Origin of the sequence: Eubacterium multiforme (assembly GCF_030813415.1) — a bacterium.
GTDB classification, from domain to species: domain Bacteria; phylum Bacillota; class Clostridia; order Clostridiales; family Clostridiaceae; genus Clostridium; species Clostridium multiforme.
In genome coordinates this window covers 73,623-91,951 of sequence record NZ_JAUSUF010000007.1, presented here as the reverse complement: position 1 = coordinate 91,951, position 18,329 = coordinate 73,623, and the positions used below count along the sequence as shown (strand labels likewise).

The window sequence follows — 18,329 nt, the reverse complement described above, 5'->3', positions numbered from 1 at the left end:
TTGTTATATTACAATTTTATTACTTTGAAGGTACAACAATAGTTGAATTTTTATAATCATAGAACATTAACCAAAAACCAATATCCTCATCTTTTTTCTTACACCAAGTAACAAATCCAGATTTACCTCCATAAGGTTGTTCATCTTTATCCTTTTTACCTGGAATAGCATAAACTAAGTACTTTAAATTACCTTTAGAATCACATTTATATCCCATCATAAAATATCCATGTTTATTTATATATGGATAGTAATTTAACATAGGATAATAAATTATTGAGTATTTATTATAATCGTTAATAGCACACATATCCTCTATATCTTTAACAGGTACTTTAAACCATTTGCAATAAGGTAAGCCTTTAAACTCTCCCTTAACTTCTTCAAAACCCTTTACTAAGTTTTCAAAGAAATCTCCAATTCCACCTCTTAGTTTAAAATCATATGGATCTAAATTTTGTTCTATGTTTCTTTCATAATTTTCAAATTTCTCTAATACAGGTTCTCTATCAATACACTTACATTTTGAATCCTGTTCTTTTTTATGGCACTCGTCTTTATCATGCTTTTCTTTATAATCTTTATCCTTGCAATCATACTCATCATGTTTCTCTTCATAATCCTTCTTTTTGCAATTATCCTCATGCTTTTCTTCATAGTCTTTCTTCTTGCAATCATCCTTATCATGCTTTTCTTCATGAATCATCTTGTAACAATCATCTTTATCATGCTTTTCTTCATGATCTTTTTTATCACTAGACTTCTTAATATATTCTTTTTGTTTCATCTGCTTACCTTTATCATCACAATTTAGAACTTTAAAGTTCTTCCATCCCTCTTGATATTTTTCACCATTAATAAAACCATACATTAAGAAATCTAATTTTTCTCCTGACTTCTTACATACTGCAGCTCCTGAAATTTTATCATAAGAAAGACTTAATCCACCTATATCATCAGAAAAATATTCTACACAAGCCTCACCTTTACCAACATTATTAATAACTATTGATCCCATATCAATAATTTGTTTCATATCTTTTTTGTTACAAATAAGTACTATGGCATAATTGTCATCCTTTTTTAAGTTCTGAGCATAAAAGGTTATTTTACACTTATCTCCCTTTGCTTCAATCTTTGCATATCCAGATAAAGCTTTTTCATTTAAGGATGATTTTTTATATTTTTCATCTTCTTGTAGTATTATAAAATTTCTATATAACTTATTACGTGCCAATCTCCCATTACCTCCACATATATTTATTCAATATAGTATATGCGTGAAGGTTCCTGTTATGATAATATTAGCTTATTTATATTCATAAATTCTGTCACTAAGCTTTGCAAACTCTTCAAGGGATAAAGTTTCTCCTCTTCTCTTAGGATCTATTCCTGCCTCCTCAAAAGCCTTTTGTAGGTCTTCTTTACTTAAGCCTATATTCTTTACTCCATTCCATAAAGTTTTTCTTCTCATATTAAAGGAGCTTCTTATTATTTCAAACATAAGAGCTTCATCTTTAACTTTAACCTTTGGCTCATCTAGTCTATCTAATCTTATAACAATAGACTCAACCTTAGGTCTTGGTATAAATGAACTTGGAGCAACCTTTCTTATTATTTTAGTATTACAGTAATATTGAACTAATAATGAAAGGGATCCATACTCCTTACAGTTTGGCTCTGCATCAATTCTCTCTGCAACCTCTTTTTGAATCATTATAGTTAAGCTCTTAAACTTATATCCATCCTTTAAAAGTTTAACTATAATTGGAGTAGTTACATAGTATGGAAGGTTAGCTACTAGCTTTACACTTTTTTCATCTCCAATTATTTCATTGAAGTCAACTTTAAGTGCATCCTTGTGTATAAGTGAAAAGTTTGGATGACTTCCAAGTTCTTCAGTTAATATAGGTATTAAATCACTATCTAATTCAATTGAAACAACCTTTTTAGCTTTATTTAAAAGCTGAGCTGTAAGGGTTCCAACTCCAGGACCTATTTCTATTACTAAATCCTCATCATTTACATCTGCACCGCTTACTATATCATTTAACACAGAATCATCTATAAGAAAGTTTTGTCCTAGACTCTTTGAAAATTTAAAGTTGTACTTTTTTACAAGTTCTTGAGTTTTATAATCTTTTATTTCCATATTATTATTCTCCTATTTCCTTATCTACCTTTTGTATAGCTTTTACAAATTCATCTTTATCTATTCCGTAATTATTTAATCTAGATACCATTTGCTTTGCATTTCCATATCCAATTCCAAGTTCTTTTCCAAGGGCCATTCTTCTTTCTTTTGCTTTGCTATCTGCTGTAAGTTTAAAGAAAAACATATCTTCCATTCCATAAATAGATGTCTTTTCTTCTAATGTGACCTTAGCTCCTTCTAAAGCTCTTATTATAACTTCAGGACAAGCATTCTCTACTCCAATATCTCCATCTTTTAATCCATCTTCTTGAGCAATATAAGCATGCTTTATTCCCTTTACTCTTTTTCTAATAATACTTCTTATCTTTTCTCCTGCAAAATCAGGATCAGTAAGTACTATTACACCTTTTCTTTTTTGAGCCTCTTTTATTCTATCTATAACTCTTTTATTTATTCCAAATCCTCCAACAGCAATAAGTTCTGCATCCACAGCCTTCTTTACTGCATCAATGTCATCTCTACCTTCTACAACTATAACTTCTTTTATAACCTTTTTTTCCACGGCTTTACATCCTTTCGCTAATTCTAATTATTCCTTAGCAGTTTTCTATATAAATAATTTACATATATATGAATGGTATGTCAAATAATCCTTAATTATATAAGTGCAAAAAAATAAGAGATAACACATTTTTGTTATCTCTATAAAATCCTACTATTCTCCCGGATAAGATACTATATAAACATCTACGCCATATTTTCTTCCCCATGAATTACATTGACTTGAACTATTGAAGAAAACATCTATTATATTTCCTTTAATAGCCCCACCAGTATCTGCGGCTCTTGCATAACCATATCCTTCTACGTATACTAAGCTACCTAACGGTATAACTCTTGGGTCAACTGCTATTGTACTTACACCCCCAGGGTTGTACACTGGTCTAACACCAGTAGCAGTAGTATTATGTCCTGAATATGCTGTTGATTCCATAACTAAATGTTTTTTATATTGTACTGAATCTCCTCTATTTGGTATATATTTTACGGGATTCTTAGTACCTTGTACAACAATCGCGTTTACAGGAGTTGCAACAGTTTTACTGTTTACCTCTCTCTTTGAAGCCGCCTTGCCATCTTTATAAACCACTTGGTAAGTAACTTCTTGCTTTCCGTTCTTACCTACAGCTTCAACCTTCTCCTTCCCTTTTTCAAGAGATGAGTCACTCTTAGTTACTGTGTCATAAGGTATATCTTTATGTTCTGTTATATTTTTAGTTTCTACCTTTACGACATCAACATTCATATCTTTTTCTATTGGAGTATTTGGTCCAGGCTTAACTTCATCAACGCCCTTTACATATTCTACTCCTTCTTTTTTAAGTTGATCATTACTAGCTACTAAGGCATCTTCAACATTATCTTCTGCTGAAAGAACTGTAACGTCTTTCTTTGCAAAGTTAACCTTGATAGGCACGGCCTTTTTAACTGTAATCTCTTCAGCCTCATTAATTTTGGATTCTAAGGATGGTTGCACTTTATCATGTTCAGATACTTCTACACCTTTATCTTGCAACGCATCTTTAACAGTCCCTTTATATGTGATAAATGTTTCTTCTTTTCCGTCAATTCTTAATTTTACTGTCTTCCTCATTGTAACAATTGTAATTATTGTTACTGCCACAATACAGACCGTGGCTAATATCACTATTTTTGCCTTCGGACCGTTAGAAAAACTTTTCTTAATAAAAGTTTTAAATTTTTCTACCATTGATTTCCCTCCTTTGGCAAGAGTGTCTTTTGCATTATATATTACTTTTTAATATTTTGTCAAATTAAAAGCCTCTTGCTTGTTTGAACTGACATAAAAAATGCAATACTTTGCATACCTAAAAAAAATGTATAATTCCTATATATCTCAGTTCTTTATGGAGTCTCCTTACGTCCTGGTTCTTAGTGAAAATGTCTCCTTTAAATTAATTGTTATAAATAAAAATTACAATTAATTCCATTTAATTATATTCTATTTTTCTTTATTAATCAAGTTATAAAAATTATCATTTAACTTGATATTTAATTCAATTGGGTCTAAATCTCTTATCTCTGCTAATTTTTCTATTATTTCTTTTATATAGTCTGACCTATTTCTTTTTCCTCTGTTTGGTACAGGTGCCATAAATGGTGCATCAGTTTCAACAAGCATTCTATCTAAAGGTATTTCTTTTGCAACTTCAACAATCTTTTTTGCATTTTTAAATGTGACTACTCCTGTAAATCCTATATAATATCCAAGTTTTATACATTCTCTTGCAAACTCAACACTTCCTGAAAAACAATGGATAATCCCTTTAACTTCTGGAAACTCTTTTATTATGTCAAGAGTATCTTTATGAGCATCTCTATCATGAATTATTACAGGCATATTTAATTCCTTTGCAAGTTCCATATGCTTTCTCAAAACTTCTTTTTGGATTTCTCTTGGTGGATTTTCCTCCCAATAATAATCTAATCCAATTTCTCCAACTGCAACTATCTTATCATTTGCTTTTATCATATCTTTTATTATATCAAGTCTTTCTTCTGTAAACTCATCTGCATTTTCAGGATGTATTCCTAATGCACCATATACAAAATCATATTTTTTTGTAAGTTCATCTGTTGCTTTAACACTATCATATGATGAAGCACAGTTTAATATTCCAATAACTCCATTTTCTTTTAATTCTTTAAGTATATTTTCCCTATCTATATCATAATCTTCTGAATCATAATGAGCATGAGTATCAAAAATTTTATATTTATTTTCCATATCCTCTATCTCCCTCTTTAAATAATCTAATATGTATATTATTATACATTATAAGTAACTTATACAAAACATATGAAATTTGAAAGGATGTGAAAGCTATGAATAATACTGAAATAATTTCTGTATTAAAAACTTCTCTATTATTTAAGAATTTTAGTGAAAATGAATTAAGCATACTACTAAAAAATCCTTTAGTTAATATAAAAGATTATTCAAAAGAAGAAACCATTTTCTTTCATACTGAAAAATGTGATCATTTAAGTATTATAATAAGTGGGAAAATTGAAATTCAACAAAATGATGCTAACGGTAACACCCTAGTTGTAACTGGGTTAAAGGAAGGAAATATGTTTGGAGAAAATCTTCTATTTGGAGATAAAAATACTTATCCTATGGATGTTGTTAGTAAGGATAAAAGTTTAGTCCTTCATATAAATAAAAAGGAGGTTACAAACCTCCTTCAATCAAATCAAAATTTTCTATTGTTATTTTTAAAACTATTGTCAAATAAAGCTATACTTTTAAGTTCAAAATTGCGCCAAGTAACATCTAAATCTTTAAGAAATATGATCTATGATTTCTTATTAAAAGAATCTAAAAAACAAAATAGTGACACAATAATATTATCTATGACAAAACAAGCTTTAGCAGATTCCTTTGGTGTTCAAAGACCTTCTCTTTCTAGAGAATTAATAAAATTAAAAAACGAAAATATAATAGACTACGACAGGAAAACCATTAAAATACTAGATTTCGCTAAGATTTATTCAAATTAATTGCTTTTATTGAAAATTTAATATTTTTATTATTATCTCTTAATATTTTATTATATTTTTTGACACATAAATGACATATTACTAGGTTATTATGTAATTGTAAAGTAGTTAAAGCATTATTATTTACCCCTTATAACCATCTTAATTGATTGGTTTGCCTAGAATATCTCGTCCCCCTATTGTAGATATTCTAGGTTTTTTATTTTTTATGGAAATTCTTACAAAATTTATTTTCTTTTAATTCCTTAATTTCTTCAATTATATTTTTCTTATCTATACTTTCAAAAATTGGATTATAAACCAAATTTTCTGGTATTTTTTTAATAGATATAAAATTCCAAATACATTCATTTATGCAAAACTTTTCTTTTATATTTCTGCTTGTTTTTGGTAAAAATGGTTCTAATATATTAGCCAAATTTATTACTATATTAATAGAAGGTTTTATTTTTTTATTTTCTTCTTTTATATAAGAAAATATTTCTTTTAATGCACTTTTAAATTCTCCATATTCTATTTTTTCTCCTACACTAAAATATAAATTTAACATTCTATTTTTCTCTTCTAAAGTACATTCTTTAATATTTCCATTTAATACTGCTTTTTTATATAATTCATTTAATTCTAAAGCTAAATCATAATTATGTGAATTAATAAAATTTTTCCACTTAAAATCAGTATCTTTAAATTCAGGTCCATTTAATATTAAATAATATCTTAAAGTATCAACATCATATTTTTTAAGTATTTCATCTACCCAAATTGCCCAATTTTTATTTGTAGAAAAATCTTTGCCTTCAAGCTTTAAATGTTCACTAGAAATAATATTTAATTTAGTATTTTTAAATCCTAATGCTGCTAAAAGCCCTGGAAAAACTATAGTATGGAATGGAATATTATCCTTACCATGAACTAGATATACCTTACTATCATCACCATCCCAATAATCTGAAAGCTTATCCTCTTTTCCCTCTAAATATTTAGAAGTTGCAGTAATATATCCCATTAATGCTTCAATCCATACGAAAATCTTTTTATCTGAATAGCCATCTAATGGTACATTAACTCCCCAATCTATCTCTTTAGTTACAGTTCTATCTCTTAAACCTTCATCTATATACCTTTTAGTTATATCTTGAGAATTTTTTCTCCAAAATTCTTGTTTAATAAACATTTTCTTTACATCTTTTTCTACTTTAGAAAGAGCAAAAAATAAGTGTTTACTTTCCTTGTTATTTTCTAAACTAGTTTCTTCATATATATATCCATTTTTATATAATTCCAAAATAAAATCTTTTACCATATTTTGATGATACTCTGTATCAGTATGTGTAAATAAATCAAAGGAAAAATTTAAATTTTTAAAACAATTTAAAAATTCTCTGTGATATTTATCTAAAGTTTCCTTTGGAGTAATCTTTAATTCTTTTGCCTTCCTTTTTACCAAGTGACCATGAGCATCACTACCTGATATAAATATTACATCATCACCCATCATTCTATGATACCTTGCAAGAATATCTCCTGGTAAAAATACTGCTATTCTTCCTAAATGAAGCTTACCATTTGCATAAGGCCAAGCATTTCCTATTATAACCTTCATAATTCACCTCTTTTATATAAACTTTTACTATTTAAAAACCTTAATATATTATGTTTAATTTTAATAATACTTTTTATACCTATGTATATAAGAAGGAAGTCAACTTAATTTTTAAGCTAACTTCCTTTAATGTTATAAAATATTTATCTTACTATACTTCCAGTTGGTAATTCTCCTGGGTTTACTAACTTTAATACACTATCATCATCAGTTGATGCTGCAAGTATCATTCCTTGTGATAATTCTCCTCTTAATTTAACAGGTTTAAGATTTGCAACTAATACAACATTCTTTCCTATTAAATCTTCTGGCTTAAAGTGTTTAGCAATTCCTGAAACCACCTGTCTAACTTCTCCACCTAGGTCTACTTTTAGTTTAAGTAACTTGTTTGCTTTCTTTATTGGTTCGCATTCTAATACTTTAACTACTCTTAAATCTAACTTTTCAAAGTCATCTATAGTTATTTCTTCCTTTATTAGTGTCATTTCTTTAGCTTCTTCTACCTTTGCTTCTGCTTCTTCTTTTGCCTTTACAGCATCCATTTGAGCTTTTCTTAATTCTTCAAGTTCAGCTAATTTTTTATCAACATCTATTCTTGGGAATAAACTTTCTCCCTTTTTAACTGTTGTTCCTGGTGCTGTTCCATCAAAGCCTTCTAATGAACTCCAATCCTTAGCTGTTACTGCTAATTGTTCATTTATCTTTTCAGCTGTTGTTGGTAAGAATGGTGATATAAGAACTGATATAAATCTTAAACTTTCTGCTAAGTTATAAAGAACTGTTCCAAGTCTACCTTTCTTTTCTTCATCTTTTGCTAATATCCATGGTGTTGTTTCATCAATATACTTATTAGCTCTTCCAACTAATTCAAATATATTTTCTAAAGCTTCTGGAATCTTAAGTCCATTTATTGCATCTTCAACCTTCTTTGGAGTAGCTAATGCAAGATTTATTAAATCATCATCAACTTCTTCCTTTTCTAAAGGTGCTGGAATTGTTCCATCAAAATACTTTTCAACCATTGCAACTGTTCTTGAAAGTAAGTTTCCAAGGTCATTACAAAGATCTGAATTTATCTTCTTTATAAATATTTCATTATTAAATAATCCATCTGCTCCAAATGGTATTTCTCTTAATAAGTAGTATCTAACTGCATCAACTCCAAAGTTTTGAACAAGTGCAACTGGATCTACTACATTACCCTTTGATTTACTCATTTTTCCGCCATCAACAAGTAGCCATCCATGACCAAATATTTTCTTTGGTAGTGGTAAATCAAGTGCCATTAACATTATTGGCCAGTATATTGTGTGGAATCTTAATATGTCTTTACCTATTAAGTGAACATCTGCAGGCCAGTATTTATCAAATAGTTCTGTATTGTTACTTCCATATCCTAAAGCAGTTATATAGTTTGATAATGCATCTATCCAAACATAAACTACATGCTTTTCATCAAAAGTTACAGGAACTCCCCAGTTAAAGCTAGTTCTTGAAACACAAAGATCTTGAAGACCTGGCTTTAAGAAGTTATTTAACATTTCATTCTTTCTTGATTCTGGTTGAATGAAATCTGGATGATCCTCTATATATTTTATTAATCTGTCAGCATACTTACTCATCTTAAAGAAGTAAGCTTCTTCCTTTGAAGTTTCAACTGGTCTTCCACAATCTGGACACTTTCCATCTACTAATTGGCTTTCAGTCCAGAAAGATTCACATGGAGTACAATATAAGCCTTCATATGAACTCTTATATATATCTCCTTGGTCATATAATTTTTTAAATATTTTTTGTACTGCTTCAATATGATAATTTTCAGTTGTTCTTATGAACTTATCATATTTTATGTCCATTAGCTTCCAAAGATCTTTTATTCCAGCAACAATTTCATTAACATGCTCTATTGGTGCTATTCCTTTTTCTTCAGCAATTCTTTGGATTTTTTGTCCATGTTCATCTGTTCCTGTTAAGAACATTACGTCATATCCTGTTAATCTCTTAAATCTTGAAATTGCATCTGCTGCAACTGTTGTATAGGTATTACCTATATGAAGTTTTGTTGATGGATAATATATTGGTGTAGTTATATAATACGTTTTTTTACACATCTTAAAACCCTCCTTATATTTTCATACTAATGTATAATTTACTATTTTTAAAATTCTTATAAAAAAAACCTCTATGCAACACATATTGCATAGAGGCGTTGTATACGCGTACCACTCTATTTCTTTCCTATCTCACAATAAGAAACTCACTAGGTGACTATCATCACCATGCAATATAACGGTTGCTCCCGTATCTTCCTAACCTTAAATTTATAAGTTCAAAAGATATGCTCAAAGACCATCTTCATAAAAGTCTATAACGCTAACTTTCAGCAAATTATTAGCTCTCTTTGGAAATCTACTCTTACTACTCTTCTTATCATAGCATTTACATTTTAAATATATAATATTCCATATATCCTTATATGTCAATTATTTTAGGGCATATTAAATTAACACAATATTATTTCCTATGGTATAATATTAAAATATTAAATTAGGAGGAAAGTAAATATGAAACTTAATATACATAGAGTAGGTCTACGTAACATAAAAACCGCCTTAGCAGTTACTATATGTATGGTTATTTTTAATTTTATCGGAAGAGAAAATGCTTTTTATGCTTGTATAGCAGCAGTTATATGTATGAAAGATACTGTATCTAGTACCTTTGCAATGGGTAAAAACAGACTTATAGGCACAATTCTTGGTGGTCTATTTGGAATAGTTATTATATTCATTATGATTAAATTTCCTTTTTTATATGATTATAATTCCTTTGTTACAGGTCTTGGTATTGTTGCAGTTATATATACATGCAATCTTTTTAATAAGCCTGGTTCTGTAACCATAGCATGTATAGTTCTTATAGGTATAATGATAAATTATAGTGGCCCTCAATCTTATGCATATGCAGTTGGAAGAAGTATTGATACTGCAATAGGAATTATTGTAGCTATATTAATTAATAAATATTTTAATCCCCCAGAAGAAAAGACAGATTAAATAAAAATAACATAGAAAATCAATCTATTTTTATAAAATTTTTTTACAATAAAAAATTTCTAATATAATTAAAACCCAATAAAAAAGCTCCATAGGGAGCTTTTTTTTGGTCTTTGAGCAAAAATATTTTTATATTTCTCTAGTTTCATTTCTTAAAAATTCTTTTTCTTCATTACTTAAATAATGTGATAATGTATCAAATACAGTTTTATGATAATTATTAAGCCATTCTTTTTCTTCTTTGCTTAATAATTCTGAATCTATTCCATTTAAATCAATCGGACATAATGATATAACTTCAAATTTATAAAACTGTCCAAACTCCTCTGATGAAATATCATTTACAACAAGCATTACATTTTCTGTTCTTATACCATGTTTTCCTTCTTTATAAACTCCAGGTTCATTAGTTATAATCATTCCAGGTTCTAAAGGAATTTTATTTGGTACTGGGCTTATACTTTGAGGTCCTTCATGTACATTTAAGAAGAAGCCTATTCCATGTCCTGTTCCACATTTATAATCTATTCCATTATCCCATAAAGGTCCTCTAGCTCTTATATCAACATTTGATCCTGTTGTTCCCTTTAAAAATCTTGTTCTCATTAAATTTATATGAGATTTTAAAACTAAAGTAAAATCCCTCTTTTCTTCCTCTGTAAGATCTCCTAAAACAAAAGTTCTTGTTATATCTGTAGTTCCATCTAAATATTGTCCACCTGAATCTACTAATAAGAAACCTTTTTTGTCTAGTTTATAATCAGTTTCTTTAGTTGGGAAGTAATGCATCATTGCACCATGTTCCTTATGAGCTGCAATTGTATCAAAGCTTATTCCTCTAAATAATTCTCCTAAAGCTCTAAATTCCTCTAGCTTATCTGAAGCTGAAATTTCACTTATTTCTATTTTTCCTAAATTCTCCTTAAGCCATTTCATAAATCTAACCATTGCCACGCCATCTCTTACTTGGCATCTTTTTAGATTTTCAATTTCATCCTTATTTTTTATAGCCTTTAAAGATGTTGTTATATTTAAATGCTCAATTATATTATCTTTATTTTTTATATTTTCATATATTGAAGCACTAGTTTTATTAGGATCAATTAAAACTGTACCTCTTAATGCTTTAATTCCATTTATTAAACCATCATAGTCCTTTACAGTTATTCCATTCCTATTTAAGTCTTTTTCCATTTCATTAGAAATCTTATCTTTATCTACATATAAAAATGCTTCCTTTTCCTTAACTAAAGCGTAACTTATAACAACTGGATTACAATGTATATCATTGCCTCTAATATTATAAAGCCATGCAATATCATCTAAAGAAGCTATTATATAGTTTTCTGCTCCTAATTCCTTCATCTTTTCTCTTACTTCGCTTAGTTTTTCTCCTGCACTTTTACCACAATATTTAATGTTATGAATAAAAGCTTCTTCCTTAGGAATTTCTGGTCTATCAGTCCACACTTCATCTAATAAATCTTCATCTATCTTTATATTAATTTTCTTTTTATTTTCTATCTCTTTAAAATTTTTATAACTATTTACAGAGAATGTTTTACCATCAAAAGCTAAAGTTTCTCCATCTTTCATATTTTCCATAAGCCATTCTTCTAAAGTAGGCCATCCTGGTATTCTCATTTTAAATAGTTCTATTCCAGAGCCTTTAAGTTGATCTTCTGCTTGAATAAAATATCTTCCATCAGTCCAAAGAATCCCTTTATCTAAGCCTATTAATAATGTACCTGCTGATCCTGTAAATCCTGACATGTACGCTCTGCCTCTATAATGTTCACAGACATACTCACTTTGATGAGCATCTCCACTAGAAATAATATAATAATCTATTTCCTTTTTTCTCATTATCTTTCTCAACGATTTTATCCTATCTAATACTTTCATAAGATCCCGCCCCTTTTTCTATCATTTACTATATTCTCCCACAACAGTTATCTTATATCAAGTTGCAAGACATAATAAAATCCCAGAATAAACCTATATATTAATATTTATTCTTCTTCAAAATCTACAACATCTATAATATTACAATTATCTTCAAATAACTCAGTATTTAACTTAGGAAGTTCTAACCTTAGCTCATAATTTTTAAAGGAGGCATTCATTCTAGATACATCTCCATTTGGTACAAAAAATTCCCTACTAAAACCATCTCCATACTGCATAACCATCATGGACATATTATATCCATTTGAATAAACTTGCTTTCTATTAACATTTAAATATATATAATCATCTTTATAATCAATTCTTATATCTTTTCTTTCTATTCCTGGAAATACTCCTTCAATTAGATACTTATCTTTTTCATTTTTTATATTAACCCTTATTAAATCCTCACCTAAATTAATATTTTGAAATGTATCTTCACTAAAAAAACTATTAAATATATTATCTATAAGGTTTGTATCATTTATGATGGTTGAAAATGTTTGAGCAAATATATTAGAAAACATATCCCCATTTTTCATAACATTTCTATTTCTCATAACTTCTCCTGAACTTATTTCTATCTCTTTATTAAGATATTATTTTAATTTGTTTAATGATACACTTATTTAAAATAGACTAAATCTATTGTATAAATATTTTTATTAAAATTTACTACAACAAAAAAGCAAAACCATAAACTTATGAAATTTATATAAATCCATAAAAGTTTACTATTTTGCTTTTTAATAAAATTTATTTAGTTAATATAATTAATTACTTTTTTACTCTACATTATCTACTGGTTTTCCAATAAATCTTACAGCTATTGCAATTATAGCTATTGCCACTGGAAGTACAATATATATTGGTATATTTAATCCTACTGGAATATATCCAAATATAATTGTTATTCCTCCAACAAATAATGCATACCACATTTGAGTCTTTACATGTTCTATATGATCACAACCAGATCCCATTGATGAAAGAATTGTTGTATCTGATATTGGTGAACAGTGATCTCCAAATATTGCTCCTGTAAGTACTGCACTTGTACTTACTATAATATATCCCATATCTGGTGATATTGAATGAGCTAAAGGTATTGCAAGAGGCATTAATATACCCATTGTTCCATAGGCAGTTCCTGTTGCAAAGGATATTACTGCACCTAATACAAATATTATACTTGGCAGTAAAAACTGTGGTATTGATCCAGATAATAATGTTACTAAATACTTTGCTGTACCTAAATCCTTTATTACTGAACTTAATGACCAAGCAAGTAAAAGTATTACTCCTGTAATTATAAGACCCTTCATTCCATCAATCCAAGTATCTACCGCCTCTGACACTGTAAATATCTTTTTAAGTACTCCCATTGCTATTGCAACTATTGAAGCAAATACTGCTGATTGAAATAATGCAGTTGATGCATCTGCTGCACTAAAGGATTGCTGCACTGCATTAAATGAAAATGGTGCTTCGGTTAATACTTTTTGAAGGGCCACATCCTTTCCAGCCATTATTGCTGAATATCCACTATAATAAAAACTTATAAGAGCTGTAATTATAAGTGTACCTATTGGAATAATTGCATTCCATATGCTTAATTTAACCCCTTCTTTTACTTCCATTTCTTCATTTACAGTAATACTTTCAAGTTCTGATTTTTTATCCTTTATTCCTTTTCTCGCTCTAATTTCTGCCTTCCTCATAGGTCCAAAATCTCTAAGCATAATTGTTGTTATAACAACAAAGACAAGTATTAATATATTATAAAACCTATAAGGAATAGTTTCTAAAAATACTCCAAAGGCATCTACTTTAACTCCTATTTGAGTAAATGAATCATTTATAAGTCCAACTTCAAGTCCAATCCATGTTGAAATAATGGCAAGTCCTGCAATTGGTGCTGCTGTTGCATCAATTATAAAAGCAAGTCTTTCTCTTGAAACCTTTAATTTATCTGCAACAGGTTTCATTATAGGTCCAACAATTAATGAATTTGCATAGTCATCAAAAAATACTAAAATCCCCAAAAACCAAGTTACAAGTTGGGCACTTCTTGGAGTTTTTGCTCTCTTAGCTAATGCTTCTGCTATAGCCTTTGCTCCCCCCATTTTTGCAACTAAGTTTATGACTCCACCTATTGCTAAAACTTGAAGTATAATACCAGCATTCCATGGATCTGCCAAAGAATTTAATGCTCTTTGAATAAAGTCTAAGAATGCTTGTATTAATGATATAAATGCGTTGTGATCTAAAATTTGAAGCATAAAACAACCTGCTAGTGTTCCAATAAATAAGGAAATAACAACATTTTTAGTTACAAAGGCTAATATAATTGCAACTAATGGTGGAATTATTGTCCATATTCCAAACTTGTCTGCATTTAAAGTTCCTGGATCTACCTCTGCTGCAAAAACAACTGTTGACATACTCATCATTAAGATAAACGTTAAAAAAAATACCAAATAATTTCTTTTTTTCATGATTGAATCCCCCTTAAATAATTTTGTGAATATTTAGAGGCCCATCATTTACTTTAATGTAAAAAAAGAACCTTGAGATAACACCCAAGGTTCTGCTATATGTGCAAAAATCCGTTGAATGATAGCTCACCACAAATATCTTTTGTGACAGTCTTATGCATATTTTACATAAGCCCAGGATTGTAACCTTAAAGCATTGATTACATCCTTCGGCAATATTTCCTTTCCTATTACTTCATTGTGCTTACCTCAATAATAGTACTTTTAAATATTGCGCCTCTACCTCTTCTAATTATTCACTTGTTAATTAATGTAATTATACATTAAAATTATATCTCTATCAATACAATTTTAATATTTTGTATATAATTTATTAACATTTTGCCATAAAATCTTCTATTTCTTTAACACTTTTAATCATTTCTTTAGTAAGAACTTCATTACCATTTTCTGTTATTAATACATCATCTTCAATTCTTACTCCAATTCCTTCTTCTCCTATATAAATTCCAGGTTCTACTGTATATACCATTCCTGGTTCTAATATAGTATCTCTTCCTACATTTTCAATGTCATGAGTATCTAATCCTAAACTATGACCTATACTATGCCAATAATATTTAGATACTTCTTCTAAATTATCTATTAATCCAAGATTTACACACTCTTCTGCAATCCACTCTCTTGATTGTTTGTTAAGTTCTAAGAATTTAACTCCAGGCTTTAATGCATCTATTACTTTTTCATTTACTCTAAGTACAGCTTCATAAACTTCCTTTTGTCTTTGAGTAAACTTACCATTTACAGGGAATGTTCTTGAAATATCCCCATTATAATAATTAACTTGTGCACCTAAATCAAAAAGAATTAAATCTCCATCTTTAGCTTCTGCATCATTATCAACATAATGAAGTATTGTTGCATTTTTTCCTGCTGCTGCAATAGTTTTAAATGCATAATCTTTTACTCCATTTTTCTTACATTCAAATTCAAAATATGCTTCATATTCATATTCTTTCATTCCAGCTTTAGAGTTTTTCATAAGTGATTCTACACCTTTAATTGTTATATCTATAGCCTTTTGCATTTCACTTATTTCCTCAGGACTCTTTACAAGTCTTAAAGGAGCAAATAATTGAAATACATTCTTTATTGTAACTTGAGGATATTTATTTCTAAGTTTTTTGCAAAATGAACTACTTACAGAAGGAAGACTATCAAATGCATCTCTTTCTAAGTCTAAATAAATATTCATTTCTACCTTTTCATTTAATATCTTATTTAAGAATGGCTTTAAATCTCCTAAATATTCAACATCTTCTATTTTACTTACTTCAAAAACTTCTTCTTTTCTTATTGTCTTGCCATACCATTTTTCCATTTCAAGATCAATTTCTTTTATAAACATTTTTTCTATTACTTTTCCATCAAATTTTCCCATAACAAATATATGATCTTCCTCATCTATACCTGTTACATAATAGAAATTTCTATTTGGTGTAAATTGATATTGTTCATCTGCTGTTTTCTTTGGTGCTTTCCCAGCAAAAAGAATAAGCAAAGAGTTATCTTCTAACTTCTCAGCTAATCTTTCTCTGTTTAACTTAAATACATCGTTTCTCATACTAATCCCTCCAAAAGTTTATTCAACAGTTAAAACTCTAACCTTTATAACATCTTCTATTTCACTTATTTTATATAAGAAGTTTTTAACATCCCCCTTAATTTTAGAAACATCTAATGTTATAGTTACGTTAGCTGTCATATTTATTGGTATATCTTGATTTATTGTTAATATATTTAATTGTCTTGTTGCTATAAAATCTAGTACTTTTGATAAAACTCCTGATTTATGAGCTAATAAAAGTACAATAGTTATCTTTTTACTATTAACTCCCTCTGCCATTAAAAAAACAGAATCCTTATATTTGTAATAAGTACTTCTACTTATTCCAACTTTTTTTACTCCCTCTGATATATCCTTTACTTTTCCTGTATGTAATAATTCCTTAACTTCTATTACCTTATAAAATACTGTCGGTAATACTGATTCATTAACTACATAAAACTTTTCTTCTGCCATACAAAACCTCTCCCCACAACGAAAAAACAAATCCCACAATTTGTTTTTTGGTAAAAATTAATTTACTCTCATTATTTTTATTTACAATCATATTATCTCTTAATTTGCATATAATTATTGTTATTCTTCTTTTTATACTTATTTCCTCTTTATAATTACATTTTATAATAAATAATTGACTTTTATATCATATTACTATAATATCATATAAAATACACTTGTCCACAGGAGGAATACACATGAAAAACTTAGGTTTAATCCCTAAATTAATAATCGCAATTATATTAGGAGTAATATTTGGAAGCTTTATGCCAGAAGGATTTATTAGACTCCTTGCCACATTCAATTCAATATTCGGTAACTTCCTTGGATTTGTAATACCACTTATAATATTAGGTTTTGTAGTTTGCGGTATTGCTGATCTTGGAGGTTCTGCTGGTAAGATGCTTGGTCTTACAACATTACTAGCTTATGGATCAACACTTATTGCAGGTTTTTTTGCTTATTTTGTATCATCAAAGGTATTTCCTATGTTTATTACAAAAGCAATATCATTTAGTGCAGATAATCCTGAAAAAAAATTATTATCTCCACTATTTATTGTTGAGATACCACCTTTAATGCCCGTAATGACAGCTTTAATTTTAGCTTTCTTATTAGGCCTTGGTATATCTGCAATAAAAGGACGTACTCTTTATAATATGGCTTTTGAATTTCAAGAAATAGTTCAAAAGGTTATAAAAGTTATTATAATACCTTTAATTCCATTACATATTTTAGGTATATTTGCAAATATGACTTATACAGGAGAAGTTCAAAGTATATTTTCTGTATTTTGGAAAGTTTTCTTAATAATATTATTACTTCATTTCTGTATAATCTTATTACAATTTACTTTAGCAGCATCTGCTAGCAAGAAAAACTTATTTGTTCTTCTTAAAAATCAAGTAGCTGGATATTTAACAGCACTTGGAACTCAATCTTCTGCTGCAACTATTCCAGTAAATCTTAATGTTGCAGAAAAAAATGGAGTTTCAAAAGGAGTTCGTGAATTTGTGGTTCCATTATGTGCAACAATTCATTTATCAGGTAGTACAATAACTCTTACTTGTTGTTCAATTGCAGTTATGCTACTAAATGGAATGTCTTTTACATTCCCTCAATTTGCTGGTTTTATTGCAATGCTTGGTGTAACAATGGTTGCAGCTCCTGGAGTTCCTGGTGGAGCAGTTATGGCTGCCCTTGGAGTTTTACAAGTAAATCTTGGTTTTAGTGAAGCTCAACTTGCTTTAATGATAGCTTTATATATAACTCAAGATAGCTTTGGAACTGCTTGTAATGTATCTGGTGATAATGCAATTGCACTAATTGTTGACAGATTTAAATTTAAATAAATATA

General features: G+C 28.7%; 15 protein-coding genes, 1 riboswitch and 1 other annotated feature. Of the genes, 3 read left to right on the top strand and 12 right to left on the bottom strand.

The window, feature by feature from the left end; genetic code table 11:
* Positions 1 to 19: 19 nt before the first annotated feature.
* The 5 genes from J2S18_RS10560 to J2S18_RS10540 form a co-directional block, all read right to left on the bottom strand.
* Entirely contained in the window at positions 20 to 1,237 is a 1,218-nt protein-coding gene (locus tag J2S18_RS10560; RefSeq protein ID WP_307486757.1) for a hypothetical protein, read from the bottom strand.
* 72 nt (positions 1,238 to 1,309) lie between these two features.
* A complete protein-coding gene (gene rsmA, locus J2S18_RS10555) occupies positions 1,310 to 2,152 on the bottom strand; it encodes a 16S rRNA (adenine(1518)-N(6)/adenine(1519)-N(6))-dimethyltransferase RsmA (RefSeq protein ID WP_307486755.1) in 843 nt (280 codons plus the stop codon).
* A gap of 4 nt (positions 2,153 to 2,156) precedes the next feature.
* On the bottom strand, positions 2,157 to 2,717 hold the full coding sequence (gene rnmV, locus J2S18_RS10550; protein ID WP_307486754.1) for a ribonuclease M5: 561 nt from the start codon (positions 2,715 to 2,717) through the stop codon (positions 2,157 to 2,159).
* 153 nt (positions 2,718 to 2,870) lie between these two features.
* Complete coding sequence (locus tag J2S18_RS10545; protein WP_307486752.1) at positions 2,871 to 3,926, bottom strand: resuscitation-promoting factor; 1,056 nt, start codon at positions 3,924 to 3,926, stop codon at positions 2,871 to 2,873.
* 252 nt (positions 3,927 to 4,178) lie between these two features.
* Positions 4,179 to 4,964, bottom strand: coding sequence for a TatD family hydrolase (locus tag J2S18_RS10540; RefSeq protein WP_307486750.1), 786 nt, complete (start codon positions 4,962 to 4,964; stop codon positions 4,179 to 4,181).
* Between the two features lie 98 nt (positions 4,965 to 5,062).
* Between J2S18_RS10540 and J2S18_RS10535 the strand changes: the two genes are divergently transcribed.
* Positions 5,063 to 5,740 carry a Crp/Fnr family transcriptional regulator gene (locus J2S18_RS10535; protein ID WP_307486748.1) on the top strand — a complete coding sequence of 226 codons (678 nt, stop codon included), beginning with the start codon at positions 5,063 to 5,065 and terminating at the stop codon, positions 5,738 to 5,740.
* A gap of 199 nt (positions 5,741 to 5,939) precedes the next feature.
* On the opposite strand, the gene J2S18_RS10530 is transcribed toward J2S18_RS10535, so the two are convergent.
* Both J2S18_RS10530 and metG read right to left on the bottom strand, forming a co-directional pair.
* Complete coding sequence (locus tag J2S18_RS10530; RefSeq protein ID WP_307486746.1) at positions 5,940 to 7,343, bottom strand: methionine--tRNA ligase; 1,404 nt, start codon at positions 7,341 to 7,343, stop codon at positions 5,940 to 5,942.
* 143 nt (positions 7,344 to 7,486) lie between these two features.
* Entirely contained in the window at positions 7,487 to 9,454 is a 1,968-nt protein-coding gene (gene metG, locus J2S18_RS10525) for a methionine--tRNA ligase (protein ID WP_307486745.1), read from the bottom strand.
* An 88-nt stretch (positions 9,455 to 9,542) separates the two neighbouring features.
* Positions 9,543 to 9,786: a binding site (T-box leader), on the bottom strand.
* Between the two features lie 121 nt (positions 9,787 to 9,907).
* Here metG and J2S18_RS10520 point away from each other — a divergent pair.
* On the top strand, positions 9,908 to 10,399 hold the full coding sequence (locus tag J2S18_RS10520) for an FUSC family protein (protein ID WP_307486743.1): 492 nt from the start codon (positions 9,908 to 9,910) through the stop codon (positions 10,397 to 10,399).
* A gap of 129 nt (positions 10,400 to 10,528) precedes the next feature.
* Here J2S18_RS10520 and J2S18_RS10515 read toward each other — a convergent pair whose 3' ends face one another.
* The 5 genes from J2S18_RS10515 to J2S18_RS10495 form a co-directional block, all read right to left on the bottom strand.
* Positions 10,529 to 12,304, bottom strand: coding sequence for an aminopeptidase P family protein (locus J2S18_RS10515; protein WP_307486741.1), 1,776 nt, complete (start codon positions 12,302 to 12,304; stop codon positions 10,529 to 10,531).
* Between the two features lie 107 nt (positions 12,305 to 12,411).
* Positions 12,412 to 12,909 (bottom strand): Hsp20 family protein, encoded by a 498-nt coding sequence (locus J2S18_RS10510; RefSeq protein WP_307486740.1) that lies wholly within the window; start codon positions 12,907 to 12,909, stop codon positions 12,412 to 12,414.
* Positions 12,910 to 13,134: 225 nt separating this feature from the next.
* Complete coding sequence (locus J2S18_RS10505; protein WP_307486738.1) at positions 13,135 to 14,847, bottom strand: Na+/H+ antiporter NhaC family protein; 1,713 nt, start codon at positions 14,845 to 14,847, stop codon at positions 13,135 to 13,137.
* A gap of 114 nt (positions 14,848 to 14,961) precedes the next feature.
* Positions 14,962 to 15,137, bottom strand: a riboswitch (Lysine riboswitch).
* 83 nt (positions 15,138 to 15,220) lie between these two features.
* Entirely contained in the window at positions 15,221 to 16,471 is a 1,251-nt protein-coding gene (locus J2S18_RS10500; protein ID WP_307486737.1) for an aminopeptidase P family protein, read from the bottom strand.
* Between the two features lie 18 nt (positions 16,472 to 16,489).
* The gene (locus tag J2S18_RS10495) at positions 16,490 to 16,930 is read right to left on the bottom strand and encodes an ACT domain-containing protein (protein ID WP_307486735.1); all 441 of its coding nucleotides are present in this window, start codon (positions 16,928 to 16,930) and stop codon (positions 16,490 to 16,492) included.
* A 239-nt stretch (positions 16,931 to 17,169) separates the two neighbouring features.
* Between J2S18_RS10495 and J2S18_RS10490 the strand changes: the two genes are divergently transcribed.
* Entirely contained in the window at positions 17,170 to 18,324 is a 1,155-nt protein-coding gene (locus tag J2S18_RS10490; protein ID WP_307486734.1) for a dicarboxylate/amino acid:cation symporter, read from the top strand.
* The last annotated feature ends 5 nt before the right edge of the window (positions 18,325 to 18,329 follow it).